This is a genomic window from Pseudoalteromonas sp. MMG022, assembly GCF_021654245.1.
Lineage (GTDB): Bacteria > Pseudomonadota > Gammaproteobacteria > Enterobacterales > Alteromonadaceae > Pseudoalteromonas > Pseudoalteromonas amylolytica.
Genome location: NZ_JAKFZQ010000012.1, coordinates 46,032 through 61,245, shown reverse-complemented (window position 1 = coordinate 61,245; position 15,214 = coordinate 46,032). Strand labels below are relative to the sequence as shown.

At 42.7% G+C, this 15,214-nt stretch carries 14 protein-coding genes; 10 read left to right on the top strand and 4 right to left on the bottom strand.

Going from position 1 to position 15,214, the window contains the following annotated elements:
- Window positions 1–76 precede the first annotated feature (76 nt).
- From L1070_RS12320 to L1070_RS12305, 4 genes are all read left to right on the top strand, one after another.
- Window positions 77–355: a peptidylprolyl isomerase gene (locus tag L1070_RS12320; RefSeq protein ID WP_070986613.1), complete on the top strand. Its 279-nt coding sequence runs from the start codon at window positions 77–79 to the stop codon at window positions 353–355.
- Window positions 356–455: 100 nt separating this feature from the next.
- Window positions 456–719 (top strand): GrxA family glutaredoxin, encoded by a 264-nt coding sequence (locus tag L1070_RS12315; protein ID WP_237125766.1) that lies wholly within the window; start codon window positions 456–458, stop codon window positions 717–719.
- Window positions 720–933: 214 nt separating this feature from the next.
- Window positions 934–2,748, top strand: a complete 1,815-nt coding sequence (locus tag L1070_RS12310) for a DEAD/DEAH box helicase (RefSeq protein WP_070986611.1) — start codon at window positions 934–936, stop codon at window positions 2,746–2,748.
- A gap of 185 nt (window positions 2,749–2,933) precedes the next feature.
- Complete coding sequence (locus tag L1070_RS12305) at window positions 2,934–4,136, top strand: iron-containing alcohol dehydrogenase (protein WP_070986610.1); 1,203 nt, start codon at window positions 2,934–2,936, stop codon at window positions 4,134–4,136.
- Here L1070_RS12305 and L1070_RS12300 read toward each other — a convergent pair.
- Window positions 4,126–6,150 (bottom strand): methyl-accepting chemotaxis protein, encoded by a 2,025-nt coding sequence (locus tag L1070_RS12300; protein ID WP_070986609.1) that lies wholly within the window; start codon window positions 6,148–6,150, stop codon window positions 4,126–4,128. The genes L1070_RS12305 and L1070_RS12300 overlap by 11 nt on opposite strands.
- 403 nt (window positions 6,151–6,553) lie before the next feature.
- On the opposite strand from L1070_RS12300, the gene L1070_RS12295 reads away from it, so the two are divergent.
- From L1070_RS12295 to L1070_RS12270, 6 genes are all read left to right on the top strand, one after another.
- Complete coding sequence (locus L1070_RS12295; protein ID WP_070986608.1) at window positions 6,554–8,182, top strand: diacylglycerol kinase family protein; 1,629 nt, start codon at window positions 6,554–6,556, stop codon at window positions 8,180–8,182.
- Window positions 8,183–8,243: 61 nt separating this feature from the next.
- A complete protein-coding gene (locus tag L1070_RS12290; protein ID WP_237125765.1) occupies window positions 8,244–9,635 on the top strand; it encodes a sigma 54-interacting transcriptional regulator in 1,392 nt (463 codons plus the stop codon).
- Between the two features lie 26 nt (window positions 9,636–9,661).
- Window positions 9,662–9,859 carry a histidine kinase dimerization/phospho-acceptor domain-containing protein gene (locus L1070_RS12285; RefSeq protein WP_070986606.1) on the top strand — a complete coding sequence of 66 codons (198 nt, stop codon included), beginning with the start codon at window positions 9,662–9,664 and terminating at the stop codon, window positions 9,857–9,859.
- 40 nt (window positions 9,860–9,899) lie between these two features.
- Entirely contained in the window at window positions 9,900–11,405 is a 1,506-nt protein-coding gene (locus tag L1070_RS12280) for a sensor histidine kinase (protein WP_237125764.1), read from the top strand.
- Entirely contained in the window at window positions 11,377–11,823 is a 447-nt protein-coding gene (locus L1070_RS12275) for a response regulator (RefSeq protein WP_070986604.1), read from the top strand. Before L1070_RS12280 ends, L1070_RS12275 begins: the two co-directional genes overlap by 29 nt.
- Before the next feature lie 13 nt (window positions 11,824–11,836).
- Window positions 11,837–13,795, top strand: coding sequence for a hybrid sensor histidine kinase/response regulator (locus L1070_RS12270; RefSeq protein WP_237125763.1), 1,959 nt, complete (start codon window positions 11,837–11,839; stop codon window positions 13,793–13,795).
- Between the two features lie 38 nt (window positions 13,796–13,833).
- On the opposite strand, the gene L1070_RS12265 is transcribed toward L1070_RS12270, so the two are convergent.
- Genes L1070_RS12265 through L1070_RS12255 form a run of 3 tightly spaced genes read right to left on the bottom strand, consistent with a single transcriptional unit; the run spans window position 13,834 to window position 14,855 of the window.
- Window positions 13,834–14,088 carry a hypothetical protein gene (locus tag L1070_RS12265; protein WP_237125762.1) on the bottom strand — a complete coding sequence of 85 codons (255 nt, stop codon included), beginning with the start codon at window positions 14,086–14,088 and terminating at the stop codon, window positions 13,834–13,836.
- A gap of 7 nt (window positions 14,089–14,095) precedes the next feature.
- A complete protein-coding gene (locus L1070_RS12260) occupies window positions 14,096–14,506 on the bottom strand; it encodes a hypothetical protein (RefSeq protein ID WP_070986601.1) in 411 nt (136 codons plus the stop codon).
- Window position 14,507: 1 nt separating this feature from the next.
- Entirely contained in the window at window positions 14,508–14,855 is a 348-nt protein-coding gene (locus L1070_RS12255; RefSeq protein WP_237125761.1) for a hypothetical protein, read from the bottom strand.
- Between the last annotated feature and the right edge of the window lie 359 nt (window positions 14,856–15,214).

The window sequence follows — 15,214 nt, the reverse complement described above, 5'->3', positions numbered from 1 at the left end:
TCAAGAGGGCTAAAGGGCTTGTGTTTTACTTACCAGCCCTGCATGATCTCGCCATTATTTGAATTTAGGAGCTATCATGCCAAAAGCTTGTGCTTACCACATTCTGGTAAAAACCGAAAAAGAATGCCTTGCTATCAAAGCTAAACTTGCCAAAGGTGGAGACTTCAACAAACTTGCTAAACAACACTCCATTTGTCCTTCAAAAAAGCGTGGCGGCGATTTAGGAGAGTTTAACAAGGGTGATATGGTTAAAGCCTTTGATGATGTGGTATTTAAAAAACCGCTTTTTGAAGTACATGGACCAGTAAAAACCAAGTTTGGCTATCACTTAATTAAAACAGTGTATCGAACCTAATCTAATAAATCGATTAGTCTGATTGTTTTTTGTTACTTTTAGTTTGGTAAAATTCTCCTAAACTGTAACCATCAATCACATTACAAAAGAGAGTCTTATCGTGTTTAGTGTTATTTTTGGTCGTGAAGGTTGTCCCTATTGTGTACGTGCTAAAGAAGTAGCAGAACGCTTAAGCGCACAGCGCGAGGATTTTAAATATCGTTATGTCGATATCATTAAAGAAGGTGTCAGCAAAGCTGATCTAGAAAAATCGGCTGGCAAACCTTGCCCAACGGTGCCACAAATATTTATTGACGAAAACCACATCGGTGGTTTTACTGAATTTGAAGCCTACGCCAAAGAGAACTTGGCGCTTTACAATTAACCTTGGTTGATTGTTGTGATAACACCGAGCCTCGTGCTCGGTTAAAATACGTTCAGGAATAACAACTTAGTAAACATATTGTTAATTACCCATTTTATAAACGATTAAAAAACGTACAACTTCAACCACATATAAAATAGTTCCAATTAGTACAAGCATTTGATGCGCTTTTCCTATACAATGCGCGCCTCTTTAAATTCGTTGAGGCGCATTAATGTCAGAACCAGTCACGTTTGAATCTTTAGATCTTTCTCCTGCAATTTTAAAAGCAGTCGAAGAGCAAGGATACAAGACACCATCTGAGATCCAAGCTCAATGTATACCGTTATTGCTAGAAAGAAAGGACGTACTGGGACTAGCGCAGACGGGTACAGGTAAAACAGCAGCATTTGCATTACCATTATTGAACAATATTGACCCGGCTACTAAGCAGCCACAAATTTTGGTGTTAACACCAACTCGTGAACTTGCCATCCAGGTGGCAGAAGCATTTGAACAATATGCTAAATACACTAAGGGCGTTGAAGTACTAGCTCTATATGGTGGACAAAGCTACGGCATTCAGCTAAGCGCATTACGCCGTGGTGCACAAATCATTGTTGCAACACCTGGACGCTTAATTGACCATATTAACCGTAAGACTATCGACCTATCTAACCTTGCAGCGCTTGTGTTAGACGAAGCCGATGAAATGTTACGTATGGGCTTTATTGATGACGTTGAAAGCATCATGGAAAAAACACCAGAAGATAAGCAAACTTGTTTGTTCTCTGCGACGATGCCAAAACAGATTCAGTCTATTTGTGCTAAGTATTTAGACAATGCTGAACAAGTTCATATCTCTGCTCGTAACTCAACTGTTTCAACGGTTGAGCAAGTATTTTGGCGTGCCAATGTACACAAAAACAAAGCCATCGTTCGCTTCTTAGAAGCAGAAGACTATGATGGTGCAATTGTGTTCGTTCGTACTCGAAACGATACTGTACAACTTGCAGAGTTACTTGAGCATGAAGGTTTTTCAGCCGCTCCGCTTAATGGTGATATGAACCAGCAAGCACGTGAGCGCACTGTAGAGCGTTTAAAAAATGGCCTGTTAGATATCGTTATTGCAACAGACGTTGCAGCTCGTGGTCTAGATGTGGATCGTTTAAGCTTAGTAATCAACTACGATATTCCACAAGATAGTGAGGCATATGTACACCGTATTGGCCGTACTGGTCGTGCGGGTCGTACTGGTAAAGCAATCTTGTTCGTAAAACACAATGAACGTTATTTGCTACGCAACATCATGCGTCATACTAAATCGGAAATTGCTGAGGTTGAATTACCTTCTGCAAAAGCGGTTGAAGCAAAACGTATCGCGGCACTACAAACTAAGCTTGCAACATCACTTGAGCACAAAGATATTGCTTTTTTCAATGACGTTGCAAAAGACTTGGCTGAAAAGCTAGAACTTAGCACTGAAGACTTAGCAGGCGCGTTACTGTGTTTAGCACAGCAACAGTCACCGCTTAAAGTTGAAGAAATCAAGTTCCAGCGTGAGCGTCGTGAACGCGATGATCGCCGTGAAGGTCGTGGTCGTGACGGTGCTCGTGGTGAGCGTAAAGGCCGTGAACGCAGTGAGCGTTCAGATCGTGGTCCACGCAACAGCTCACAAGGACCTATGGATACTTACCGTATCGAGGTGGGTCGTGATCACGGTGTTCAGGTTAAGAACATTGTTGGTGCTATTGCGAACGAAGCTGATATCTCAAGCAAATTCATCGGTGACATCCGCCTGTTCAATGAACACAGTACGGTGCAGTTACCACAGAATATGCCTGCTGAAGTGCTATCACACTTCCAGAACGTATTTATCTGTAAACGTCCAATGAAGCTAACTAAGAGCTCTCACCCAGCTGATAAAGCTGGCAGCTCTGAGCCTCGTGGCGACAGAAAGCGTAGCTTTAAAGACCCACGTAGCGAAGGAAAACGTCCACCTCGTCGCGATGGTGAACGTAAAGAGCGTAGAGCTGTAAGCTTCAGCTAATCTCATTTAAGCAGCAACTTGATTGCTCTTTAAAAAGCCGCTTTTCAGCGGCTTTTTTGTTTTTATACGCTTCCAACATAACACGATAAGCATCAGTGTCTTATGTGTATCGTTCCTTCACCTGACATAGATGAATAAACAGCTTTATGCTACATTTTTGTCATGTTTAAAAATCGAGCGCTCACATGGCCCTGCTTTATCGCTGTTATCACTTCATCCTTAAATGCATCGTTATTCTAATTGGTGTGCCTAATCCCAAGTTACACCGTGGTAGTAACGCGCTACTAGAAGCGTTACAAGCACTCAAACTTAAACAACAGTCCCACGTGCTCGTTGTCACCGACAATACGCTCGTGAAGCTCCCACAAATATCAGCATTACTCGACATCATCAAACAACAACAACTTGAACCATTCGTTTTTAGTGACGTTCACCCTAATCCTACCGTTAACGATGTTGAACAAGGCTATGACTGTTACACACACAACCAATGCGGTGCAATTATCGCTATCGGGGGCGGTTCAGTAATCGACTGCGCGAAACTCATTGGTGCTAAAGTAGTCAGGCCCAATAAACCGATAGCCGACTTCAAAGGCCTGTTTAAAGTGCTCAAACGTCTGCCTCCCAATATTGCGATTCCGACGACAGCAGGTACCGGTGCAGAAACAACGGTTGCTGCAGTTGTTAACGACCCCCAAAAGCAGCAAAAATATGCTGCTACTGATTTTTCATTGGTACCACAACACGCTGTATTACTGCCCAACCTCACCACCAGCTTACCTGCGCAGTTAACCGCAACAACGGCAATAGATGCTCTGACACATGCAATTGAGGCGCTATTAAGCATTAACTGTTTGCGATTTAGTAGGGAAAGGGCGCTACAGGCTTGTGATTTAATTTTCAGCCATTTGCCAAATGCCTACCAAAATGGTGAAGACCTAGATGCCCGAGAACAACTATTATTGGCCTCGTTTTATGCAGGGCAAGCGTTTACACGTACTTCAGTAGGATACGTGCACGCCATTTCGCACCAGCTCAGCGCCAACTATGGTACTGCGCATGGTTTATCAAACGCGGTATTATTATTGCCTGTTTTACGCTGGTACGGCACTCGTATTGATAACACACTGGCTTTAATTGCTCGTGAGTGTCGTCTGACCTCTTTGGATTACCCAATCGCACGTCAGGCGGAGGATTTACTCACCCATATCGAGCAACTTCTTACAACTATGCACATTCAAACCACTTTTAGTGAACTGCGCGGTCAAGATATTGATGCCCTTGCACAATCTGCGCTAAAAGAAGCGCACCCAGATTACCCTGTACCACACTTTATGAACTTGCAAGAATGTAGAGGTATTCTAACGTCCGTCAGCACTACAGCTTAAAACGGCTCACTAATTCAGTCAGGGAGTTTGCAAAGCGGCTAAGCGACTCGCTGGCTTGAGCCATATGTTGCATTTCATTGGCGTTGTCTTTAGCGGTTTGCTGAGCGTGCTCCATAACACTCTCAATTTCTTGACAATGAGATACCTGATCATTGGCAGCGCCACTGGCGCGACTGCTTAACTCATTCACTTGTACCAATACCTGCTCAATTTGGCCAATGGCATCTGATAATGACTCACTGCGAGCTGCACATGCCTGAGTACCTGACTGGCCTTCTAAAATAGCACTATTGGCCAGTTTAGTGTCCTGTTGCAGTGCCTCAATCATGGTATTGATTTCATTGGTTGAAGATTGAGTACGAGCAGCCAAGGTCCTGACTTCATCCGCAACAACCGCAAAGCCACGACCTTGATCGCCTGCTCGAGCAGCCTCTATTGCAGCATTCAGAGCTAATAAGTTAGTTTGCTCTGCAATAGAAACGATCGTGTCTAGAATCGATCCGATGTTTTCACTGTGCTGTGTCAATTTATCCATAACCGCAACGGTGTCTGCCATTTTGCTGTTGAGCGATAGCATGTGCTGCTTGTTGTCGTTGGCGATATCATTGACGCTCAAACTCTGCTGTTCCGCTTCTTTGATACTGCTAAGCGTCGTTGCTGATTCTTCACTAACTTGTTGAGCGCTGAGCGCGATTTGTGAGGCCAACCCTGCTGCGCTGTCAATGCGCTGTAGTTGCTGCTGGGCGTTTTGTGCCAAAGTCTGGCTGCGCTGTTGCGTCGAGTCTGACATGTGCTCCAACTCATGAACCTTTTTGTTAATATCATCCAACAGCACTCGCAGGCTGTCTTTTACGCGGTTGATGTTGTCAATCAACATGCCAAATTCGTCATCACTGCGCTTTTTCATAGCTCTAGAGAAATCTCCTTGAGCCAGATAACCAAGCATTTTATTTACGGCCGCCAAAGGGCCCAACATCGCTCGACTCGTTGAAATGGCAATAAATACAGCTAAAACAATAAACACCACGGCCATGGTCAAAGCGGCCTTTTGAGCCTGTTGAATCTTTTGCTCTGCAATGTTTTCATAGTAATTAAATTGCTCATCGGCAGCTTTTTGTAGGTCTCGCAACGTATTCTGAACCCGCTCTGTTGCCCGTTCTGCTAGCTGGTATGCACTTTGCGACTGAGCCTGAGCAGACAGCTTCTTTGCTACGCTTTGATACAAACTGCCGGGTTCATCTACCATGGCTGCAATTACCGTCAATTGCTCGCCAAACGCTGTTAATAATTCCTCTACATCCAATCCCTGTGACTGGCGTTTTAAAAACTGCAAATTATCGTGAATATTACCTAGCAAAAACCGCACATCATCTTGTTGGGCTTGCCAATTTTGTCCTTCAAGCTGATTCGCAACTTTTACGTTGTCGCTTAAGGTATACATCATATCGTCAATACGTATACCTGTACCTGCCACTTCCGCAAGCTGACGCCTATTGCTCGTTTCAACTAGTTCAAGATTAAGCATAGCGTCACTGGCCAAGCTTCGGGCTTGTTCAAACTGTTCTATCTGCTCGCTAATACGCTGTCTTTGTTCGATGACTGTGAGTTTCGCCGACAGTAGAGAGTTCGCCTCACGTTCAATATTTTTACTCACTGACACTATGGTGTTTAAAAGTTCAGTAAACTGTTGTTTGTCTTGAGTAATAGAATGAAGTGTAGACAATTGTGTTTGGTACGTTTGCTGTTGTTCAGAAAAGCGCTGCTTTATGGCTCTCAATTGCGCGCCATCATTTTCACTGTAAGCTTTAGAGATTAATTTGCTTAATGAACTTTGTTGTAGCTGTAAGGTGTTAGCCGTTTTTAATATAGGTAATGCAACACTTTTTACCTCACTGTTGGCGTGGTTGATTTGCTTTAAAGCCGTATATGCAAGGCCACTTGATATCAATAGTAAAATACCTAAGCTAGTAAAGCCCAAAATGATTTTTTGCTTGATGGAAAGTTGTTTAAGCATTTGGCCTCAGTGCTAGTGCACACTCCTACTACAAATCAAAAGGTTAATATTTCACACATACTTCAAAATTAGAATAAAAACTTTAAAATTTATTGTTATATCAACCTCCTAAATTGCAAAAAATACAGTAAAACCTAATTAAACATGGCACAACTGAGCCGACTCAACAACTTTATGTGCTATTTTTACAAAGCTATATCGTTAATCAATTAGCAAGTAAGATTCACACGATACCTTTTACAGACATGGGCCTGTAAAAGTTACAATATAATCAGTCTGTTCGTGTAAATTCGACACGCCAAATAATATAGAAAAATAATTTCTTTTAAATCAAAACGTTAAAATATGGTTGTGTGGTGCAGATTTTGCTTTCACTTTAGGTAACCAAAGGAGTTTTAACTTAATGAAAATGATTAAATACTATGCCGTCGCTCTTTTACTCTCACTTGGGCTAGTCTGGGCAGGCCGTCATGGCTGGTTACTCATTCCCTCTGTGTGGCTCTCATTGTCACTATTTTTTATATTACTCGCTTACACAAGCAACTACCCTAAAATATTCAGAAAATCTGCCACAGGCTCAATACCATTATGGATCAAAATCTTACTTCTGCCCTACCTTGCAGGCGCGCAGTTGTACAATGCCATTGTGCGTCATAATGATAAAGTTCCAGCAATACAGCAGATCACCCCAGATCTATTTTTAGCATGTCGACTATTTCCTACCGATATTGAAATGCTTGAGGCAGAGGGCGTTAATGCTATTGTTGACGTTACTGCTGAATTTGATGGCTTGAACTGGTCTGCTGAACAGGAAGGTCTGTACTATCTGAATATTCCTATTTTAGATCATTACTCACCAAACGAAACGCAAATAATACACGCAATCAACTGGATAAAAGCACAGCATCAGCTTAAGAACAAAGTTGTCATACACTGCGCACTGGGTCGTGGTCGCTCATTTTTCACGCTTTGCGCATACTTACTCGCCTCTCAACCTGATTTAACCGTTCGAGAAGTAATTGAGCAAATACAAAGTATTCGCGGCACAGCAAGACTTAATAAAAAACAACTTAAGGGCCTTATTTCTATTAACAACCATGTTATAAAACATGCACCGCAAGAATTACAGTTGATCGTAAACCCTGTCTCTGGCTCAGGTAAGTGGTATCAGTATGACAATGAAATTATTGGAGAACTTACAAAAGAATATCAGCTGAACTTTCATTTCACAGAAAAAGACACGGATGTGACTAATTTAGCTTCTTCACTGCTGGAACCTCGCTCAAACGCAACCACCTTTGTCGCTTGCGGTGGCGACGGCACAGTCACTCAAGTTGCATCGGCAATTAAAAACACCCCACATACATTGGGTATTATGCCTACAGGTACCGCAAATGCCCTTGCTCATGTGCTGCTGGGTTTTAACAGCAAAGTAAACCCGATAACTGAAGCGTGTGAGGCACTGCTTGCACACCAAACTGTCAATATGGACACCATGACATGTAATGAGCAAACAGCTTTATTGGTTGTGGCAGTAGGCTTAGAAGAGCGCATGATTGACCATGCCAATCGTGAGCAAAAAAACCGCCTAGGGCAATTGGCTTATATCAAAGGGTTTTACAATGCGCTCATAGCACATGACAAACTTGACATGACCCTGTGTGTGGATGAGCAGCCCCCTGAGCATGTAGAGTGTAGTAGTATTGCCATTGCCAACGCGGCTCCTTTTAGTACCTTGCTAGCACAAGGAGGTGGCCCGCCTGACTGGCAAGACGGTTTGCTCGATATTACACAACTCAATTATACAGACGATACCTCTGAGCGTATATTGAGTTTAGCCGAGCTTGTCACCAATAGCATCAGCCAAAGCAACAGCGCCAACATGAGTGTGCAACACCACAAAGCAAAAGCCGTTCATCTTAGTAGCGAAACCGAGTTCCAATATTCTATTGATGGTGAGATAGAGTCTGCCAAACAATTAAGTATTGCCGTGCTACCACAGAGCCTCTCAATTATTTGTGCTGATACGTAGCATGTAAAAACGCTTTGATATCAGTTAGAATGGACAAGAGGTAAGAAAAGGATATGAACTTGTGAAAAGTGTTTTATTAATTGACGATGATTTGGAGTTTACCGAGCTGGCATGCAAGATCATCGAATACCTAGACTGTGAGGTGTATAGTGCCGCCTCAATTAAAGAAGCTAAACAATGGCTTGCCTCACATAAATTTGACCATATCTTATTAGATTTCATGCTCCCGGATGGCAGTGGATTACACTTGCTCGATTATATCCAAAGCGCAAACATTCCCTCATCAGTGACCATGATCACAGGCCACCCTAGTGTAAAAAATGCCATCGCAGAGATATGCGATGACAGCATCGCCTATTTAACTAAACCCATTGATGCAGATGACTTGAAAGGAATCCTATTCACACCTCCCAACAAACAAGCTTCAAGTAAAGAAGAAAGTAAAGGCTACACGCATCACTTCGGTTGCCTAATTGGCGAATCAAAGGCGATGAAAGACATGTACCTGATGATTGAGCGCGTTGCAAAAACCGATGCGAACGTCATGCTATTGGGCGAAAGTGGTGTTGGTAAGGAGATGGTCGCACAAGCAATTCACAATGCAAGTAACGCTACCGGCGATCGCGTATCTATCAACTGTGGAGCGATACCCAAAGACTTAATTGGCAGTGAGTTATTTGGTCATGAAAAAGGGGCTTTTACTGGGGCCAACGCACAAAAACAAGGCGTGTTTGAGTTGGCTAAGAACGGTACGCTATTTTTGGATGAACTCACTGAAATGCCCTTAGATATGCAACCTAATTTATTACGCGTACTAGAAACACAAACAGTGACAAGAGTCGGCGCAACAAAAAGTATCCCTATTAATTGCCGCGTTGTCTCAGCGACGAACCGTTGCATAGAAGAAATTGCTCAAGGCAAAGTGCTACGAGAAGACATTTACTTCCGATTGGCAGTGTTCCCGATTACGATAGCACCTTTGCGAGAAAGAAAAGATGATATTCCATTACTCGCCAGACATTTCCTCGATGAGTTAAATCAGCAATATAACTCTAACGTTACCATGAATGACGCAGACATGGACCGGCTAGTGACGCATGATTGGCCCGGCAATATCCGAGAACTCAAGCATACTATTCATCGTGCTTACATCATGGCAGATTTAAAACGAAAGATTTTGGTCTTTCCTGATTCATTCGACTCGCCTTTTTCGAAGCATAGTAGCGCCACTTCAGTGGCTCACCCTGCCACTGACAATGCAACACAGCAAGATGCTCATCCCATCATAAACACCAACATCAAAGTAGGTACAACCATAGAGGCACTGGAAAAAGAGTTAATTTACAAAACACTAGAATCGGTTGATGGTAATAAAACCAATGCGGCAAAAATTCTTGGGATCAGTACGAAAACGCTATATAACCGATTAAACACTTACGAAAGCTCTCATTAACCACTTTAGTTTGGAGGTTATAAACAATGCAAGATAAAGCAAAACTCGACGCAATTGTTCATGATGCACGAAAGCCACTCAATCATATATCAATGAATGCTGAGTTACTTAAAATCATGGTCGATAAGTCCGCCTCACCAGAGGAGGTCAAAAAAATTGCTGATCAAATTATCCTTGCAGCGAAAGAATGTAGTGCCACCATACAGCAAATGACACAACAATGAGCATTGGCAAAATCAGCACAATAATAGAGGCTAAATAACCATGAGCAGCTTCATAAATAGGCTAAGTGCCTCTCGCTTTGCATGGCTAAATGCCATGCTTATCATAGGTGCTATTTTATCCAACGCCATGATTGGCTTTAAAAATATCTATGATATTGCTGATATTCACAAAGACCTAACCAATGCCGGTGAGGTGATGCTGGTTATTGATAGCATGCATATAGACATGCTCAATGCGGAATCAAGCCAAAGAGGTTACCTCATTTCTAAAAAAGAAGCGTTTCTTGCCCCCTATAAAGAAACGCTTGAGCAGTTCAAAGCGACCTTGAAGCGCTTGCAGCAAATAAAATCACAAAGCCATTTACAACAGGCTCGAATTGAAGAATTCGCCAAACTTGCGCAAATAAAGTTGAACTCTTTGGGCGCGAGTATCGATTTAGCAGCTATAACAGATGAAACGCAGCAACAAAGATTATTACAAGATACACAGTTATCTCAAGGTGATATGCGCAAGCTATATCAAGTAATAATTGAAGAAGAAACCTTGATCAGGCAAGCGTTGCTGCAGCGACTAGAACAAGCAAGAACACAAGCAAAAAGCAATGTCATTTGGTTTACAGTACTAAGCATATTGATGTGTATATTCATTGTGGTACTGCTGAATAAACACCTCAAGAACCAAAAAGCCGCGAAGCAACAGTTAGAAGCATTAAACCAAGTGCTAGAACAAAGAGTGAAAGAGCGTACCCAAGCACTTGAAGTTTACACCGACGAACTAAACCGAAGTAATCGAGAATTAGAAGACTTTGCATTTGTTGCTTCCCACGACCTGCAAGAGCCACTTCGAAAAATTCGTGCATTTGCTGACAGGCTCACCACCACCTGTGGTGATCAACTCGGTGCCAAAGGCTGTGATTATCTCGCGCGAATGAATGCCGCGGCGGTGCGCATGTCTACACTGATCACTGATTTATTAGAGCTATCTCGTGTTACTACACGAGGTAAAGCGTTCGTTCAAGTTGATTTAAATAACTTACTCAAGCAAGTCACTGACGACTTAGAAATTGCCATAGAAGAAAGCCAAGGCTCGATAGTCATCCATCCACTCCCCACAATTATTGCTGACGCCAGCCAACTCTCTCAGTTATTTTCTAACTTGCTGTCTAATGCAATAAAGTTTCGCCACAACCAGCGAGCGCTCGAAATAGAGATTCATAGCGAATCAATCTCAGCCCCCTCCCATCTGACGCATCAGCAAGAAACTTGGATCAAAATCACCATCAGTGATAACGGTATTGGCTTTGCGCCAGAATATGCTGAAAAAATATTTACCCCGTTCCAACGTTTACATACACGTAAAGAATACGCTGGCACAGGTATTGGTTTAGCCGTATGCAGACGGATCATAGAGCGCCATGGTGGCCAAATTTATGCGGTTCCCAATGCCAATAATGGTGCCTCATTTACGATTATACTACCCACTGACGCCAATCTATTCAGTGTACAGGACAACACAAATGAACTACTCACAACCGAAAAGAATTAATATTCTAATGGCCGATGATGATGAAGATGATCGGATGTTAACACAAGATGCACTCGATGAGGGGCGTGTGCTTAATACCATAAACTTTGTTCATGATGGCGTTGAGCTACTGGAGTATCTTCGCCATGAAGGGCGCTTTAGTGACGTGCGAGCTCACCCTAGACCAAGCCTGATTTTATTGGATTTAAACATGCCAAGAATGGATGGTAGACAAGCACTAAAGGAAATAAAAGCAGACCCGAACCTACGCTCAATCCCAGTAGTTATTCTCACCACCTCTAAGCAAGAGGAAGATAAGCTACGGGGTTATGACTCAGGTGCCGCCTCTTACATCTCAAAGCCTGTCAATTTCGAAAGTTTAGTCGAGTTGATGAAAAACCTAGGTAAATATTGGATTGAGATAGTCGAACTACCGTAGCGTGGAGCACTAGATGAGTAACGATAAAACCGTCAAGCTACTATTAATCGAAGATGATGAAGACGATTATACGCTGGCTCTCGACTATCTTAACGAAATGCTAGAGTTTGACTTTGAGATCACTTGGTTAAGTGACTTTGACGAAATAATTCATACACTTGAGCAGACAACTTTTGACCTTTGCTTATTAGACCATCATCTTGGTGCCTACACAGGCCTATCAGTATTAAAAGCAGCTAAAGAGATGGGCAATTCAACCTCCTTTATTATGCTAACTGGTCTGGCAGATGAAGTGCTAGACAAGCAAGCTCTTGAGCTTGGCGCTGAAGACTTTTTGGTTAAGTCTGAAATTAATAGCGTACGATTTATTCGTGCTATCCGCTATGCCCTATCTCGTAAAGAGTTGACTAATGAGCGCTTGGAACGCCTCAGGGTCGAGGCCGACAACCGAGCAAAAGACCGCTTTTTAGCGCACTTGAGTCACGAACTCAGAACTCCTTTAACCTCAATCATGGGCTATACCGACCTGTTACTGTCTCGCAAAGAACTGGACAATATTAAACCTGAATTGACAATTATAAATAACAATAGCCTACACTTACTGAACCTTCTCAATGACGTATTGGATTTATCGAAAATCAAAGCCAATACCTTATCGCTATCGAAAGAGTGGCTTTCACTCAACTCATTCCTTGTAGATTTACAAAGCCTGTTTCAAATGGCTGCGAGAAAGAAAAACCTCTGTTTTTCTATCACAGCCCGTGGCCCGCTACCCGATAAGATATATAATGACACAACACGAATGCGCCAAGTACTTACTAATTTTATTTACAACGCTATCAAGTTTACTGATGAGGGTAGCATTAAAGTTGAGCTAGAACTAAAGCACACTCAGCTGCACGTCTATATCAAAGATACTGGTATTGGTATTCCCCCCGAAAACCTCATACGTATATTTAAGCCCTTTGAGCAAGTTCAAAACACAACGACCAAGACGAATGAAGGCGCGGGCCTTGGGTTAGCAATCAGCTCTGCCCTCATTGAGCTGCTAGGCGGAGGTTTGACGGTTGAATCTGCGCTCGGCCAAGGCAGCCTTTTCTCATTCTATGTAGATATCTTGAACGAGCACACTTCCCCAAGCGAGATACAATTAGTGCCACTAAATTTACGGCAAGCACCATCGGAGGTAGAACAAATGCCTTTACCACAACTGGGTGGCCATGTGCTTGTGGTGGAGGACATTCCAGAAATACGCTTTTTGATTTCAGACTTAATCGAAAAAACAGGCGTTACCGTAACAGCTGTAAACAACGGTAAGCAAGCTGTCGACACGTTAAGTCTGAATCAGCACATAGATTTAGCCTTCATGGATCTACATATGCCACAAATGGATGGTCACGAAGCCATTGTGGCGATTAGAAAACAAGGCATTGAGATCCCAGTAGTGGCTCTGACCGCTGCAGCGCAAAAAGGCAATAAAGAAACACTAAAAGCGCTTGGGTTTAATGATTGCTTAACCAAGCCAATCGACGTCGCTAAACTAAACGCTACATTGACCTATCATCTAGGTTCTCAGAATCAAGACGAGCACTCAGAGACCTTTAAAAAATCACATAACTCCAGTGCTAAACGCATTTTGTTGGTGGAAGATGACAATGATGCACGAGAGTTGATGACATTATTACTGTCTTCTTTGGACGCCAATGTATGTAGTGCGCATAACATCGAAAGCAGCCTCAATGTGTACGCTGATCAAGCCCCCTTTGACTTGGTTTTACTTGACCTGACACTACCGGATGGCTCTGGGTTTGATGCGGTAACAAAAATTCAAGCGCTCAATCCACATCAAGACATAGTGATTGTGAGTGGCTCAGATCCAGACCCACAAAAACTGGCGACCGCGAACATAGATAAAGTTCTGCTTAAGCCCGTGTCATTACCTGATCTTCAAGCACTCATTGAGTCACTGTAAATCATACGGGCGAAAAATAAGAATACCTGTCGAGATGGTCAACTGAGCTGCTTTATCATTTGTCTCATGCGGACTAATTGCCGCAACGTTCCAAATTTATTTGACCCAGAAACATAAACACCAGCGACTACCACGCCTGTCAAAACGATAGGCGATGAGATGACTTCTTTTAATTGCGCACACATACAGGTTTTAATAACCTGATGGCGTAAAGTGCTGCGTAGGTAATGTGCTCGGCGCTCATTCACTTCTTTATTCGCAGCTTGGTATATGTATTTAGCTAGATAAGTCATGTTGAACCTATTTACTATCAGCGTTAAAGAAGTCGTCCAGTAAATCTCCACTGGCTTTGTCAAATAATCGCACAGCCGTTGCGGTTAGGTAATAAACCAATGCAACATTCAGTGCCATCACCAAACCTGCTGAGGCATACCAGCTAAACCCCGTTGATACCAAAGCATAGGCAAGCACCACTTGAAGGCTCGCCCAGACCATCATCATCAACATCACCGCTGCAACAATAAGCGAGAAGATGGTCACAAGCAGCTTTAAGTTCGCCTTTAACTTTGCTTTGAGTAAATTCGAGTAGCTCGAAAAGATGTCGATATAACTTGCAACCAACTGGCGTCCTTGATCCGAAAGCGCATCAAACTGCGCTTTCAGATCAACTGAGCCTTGCTCTTTTTGTGAAGAACCAAGTGACTCTTTCATCTTATTTCTTCCTTAAAAATAACGTCAGCAACATACCCGCTGTAAAGGCAAACCCAGCTGTTTTCACGGGGTTTTCAGTTGCATACTTTTTAGCGCCCGATTTGTTCCACTTTTGCTGAAGTAGTCTTGACTGTGCTTTTATCGCAGTTGCAGATTCACCACTTTTCGCCCTTAGCACCTCTTCAGCATGAGCTGCACTCGAGTGCAAGCCATCAACTGTATGATGAAGAGTGTCTGCCACTTTATCTGATACAGGGTGCTCCTCATCACTGTATTGCGCGTGTGTTGGCTGATCTTTAGAGTTAGACTTACGATTAGAGTTACTTGTCGCTGTATTTGTAGTAGCCATGATTAATCCTTATAAAAAGTAAATGTCACTTGTATAAAGCAATCAACAGGCCAAACTTAAATAACTTAAAAATCAAAGTCTTATATAAAAACTCAATATTGAATTGTAACCTATACAGTCTGAGTGAGAAAAATTTACACTGTACAATTTTCGTACCCGACAAAGTGAATACGTGTGCTTGAAAAGTTACTCGTGCTGAAAGCAAGCGTGTCGCACACCACAGAGAAAAACAATCATAATTAAAGTATTAATATTTACACCTTAGCGTACCACTCATTTGTGATGTAGGTTCTTCCAACATTGTGAAGAAATTACAGGTAAAAATTTACCACCTTCCCGCCCCTCTCCACGCATCGCTC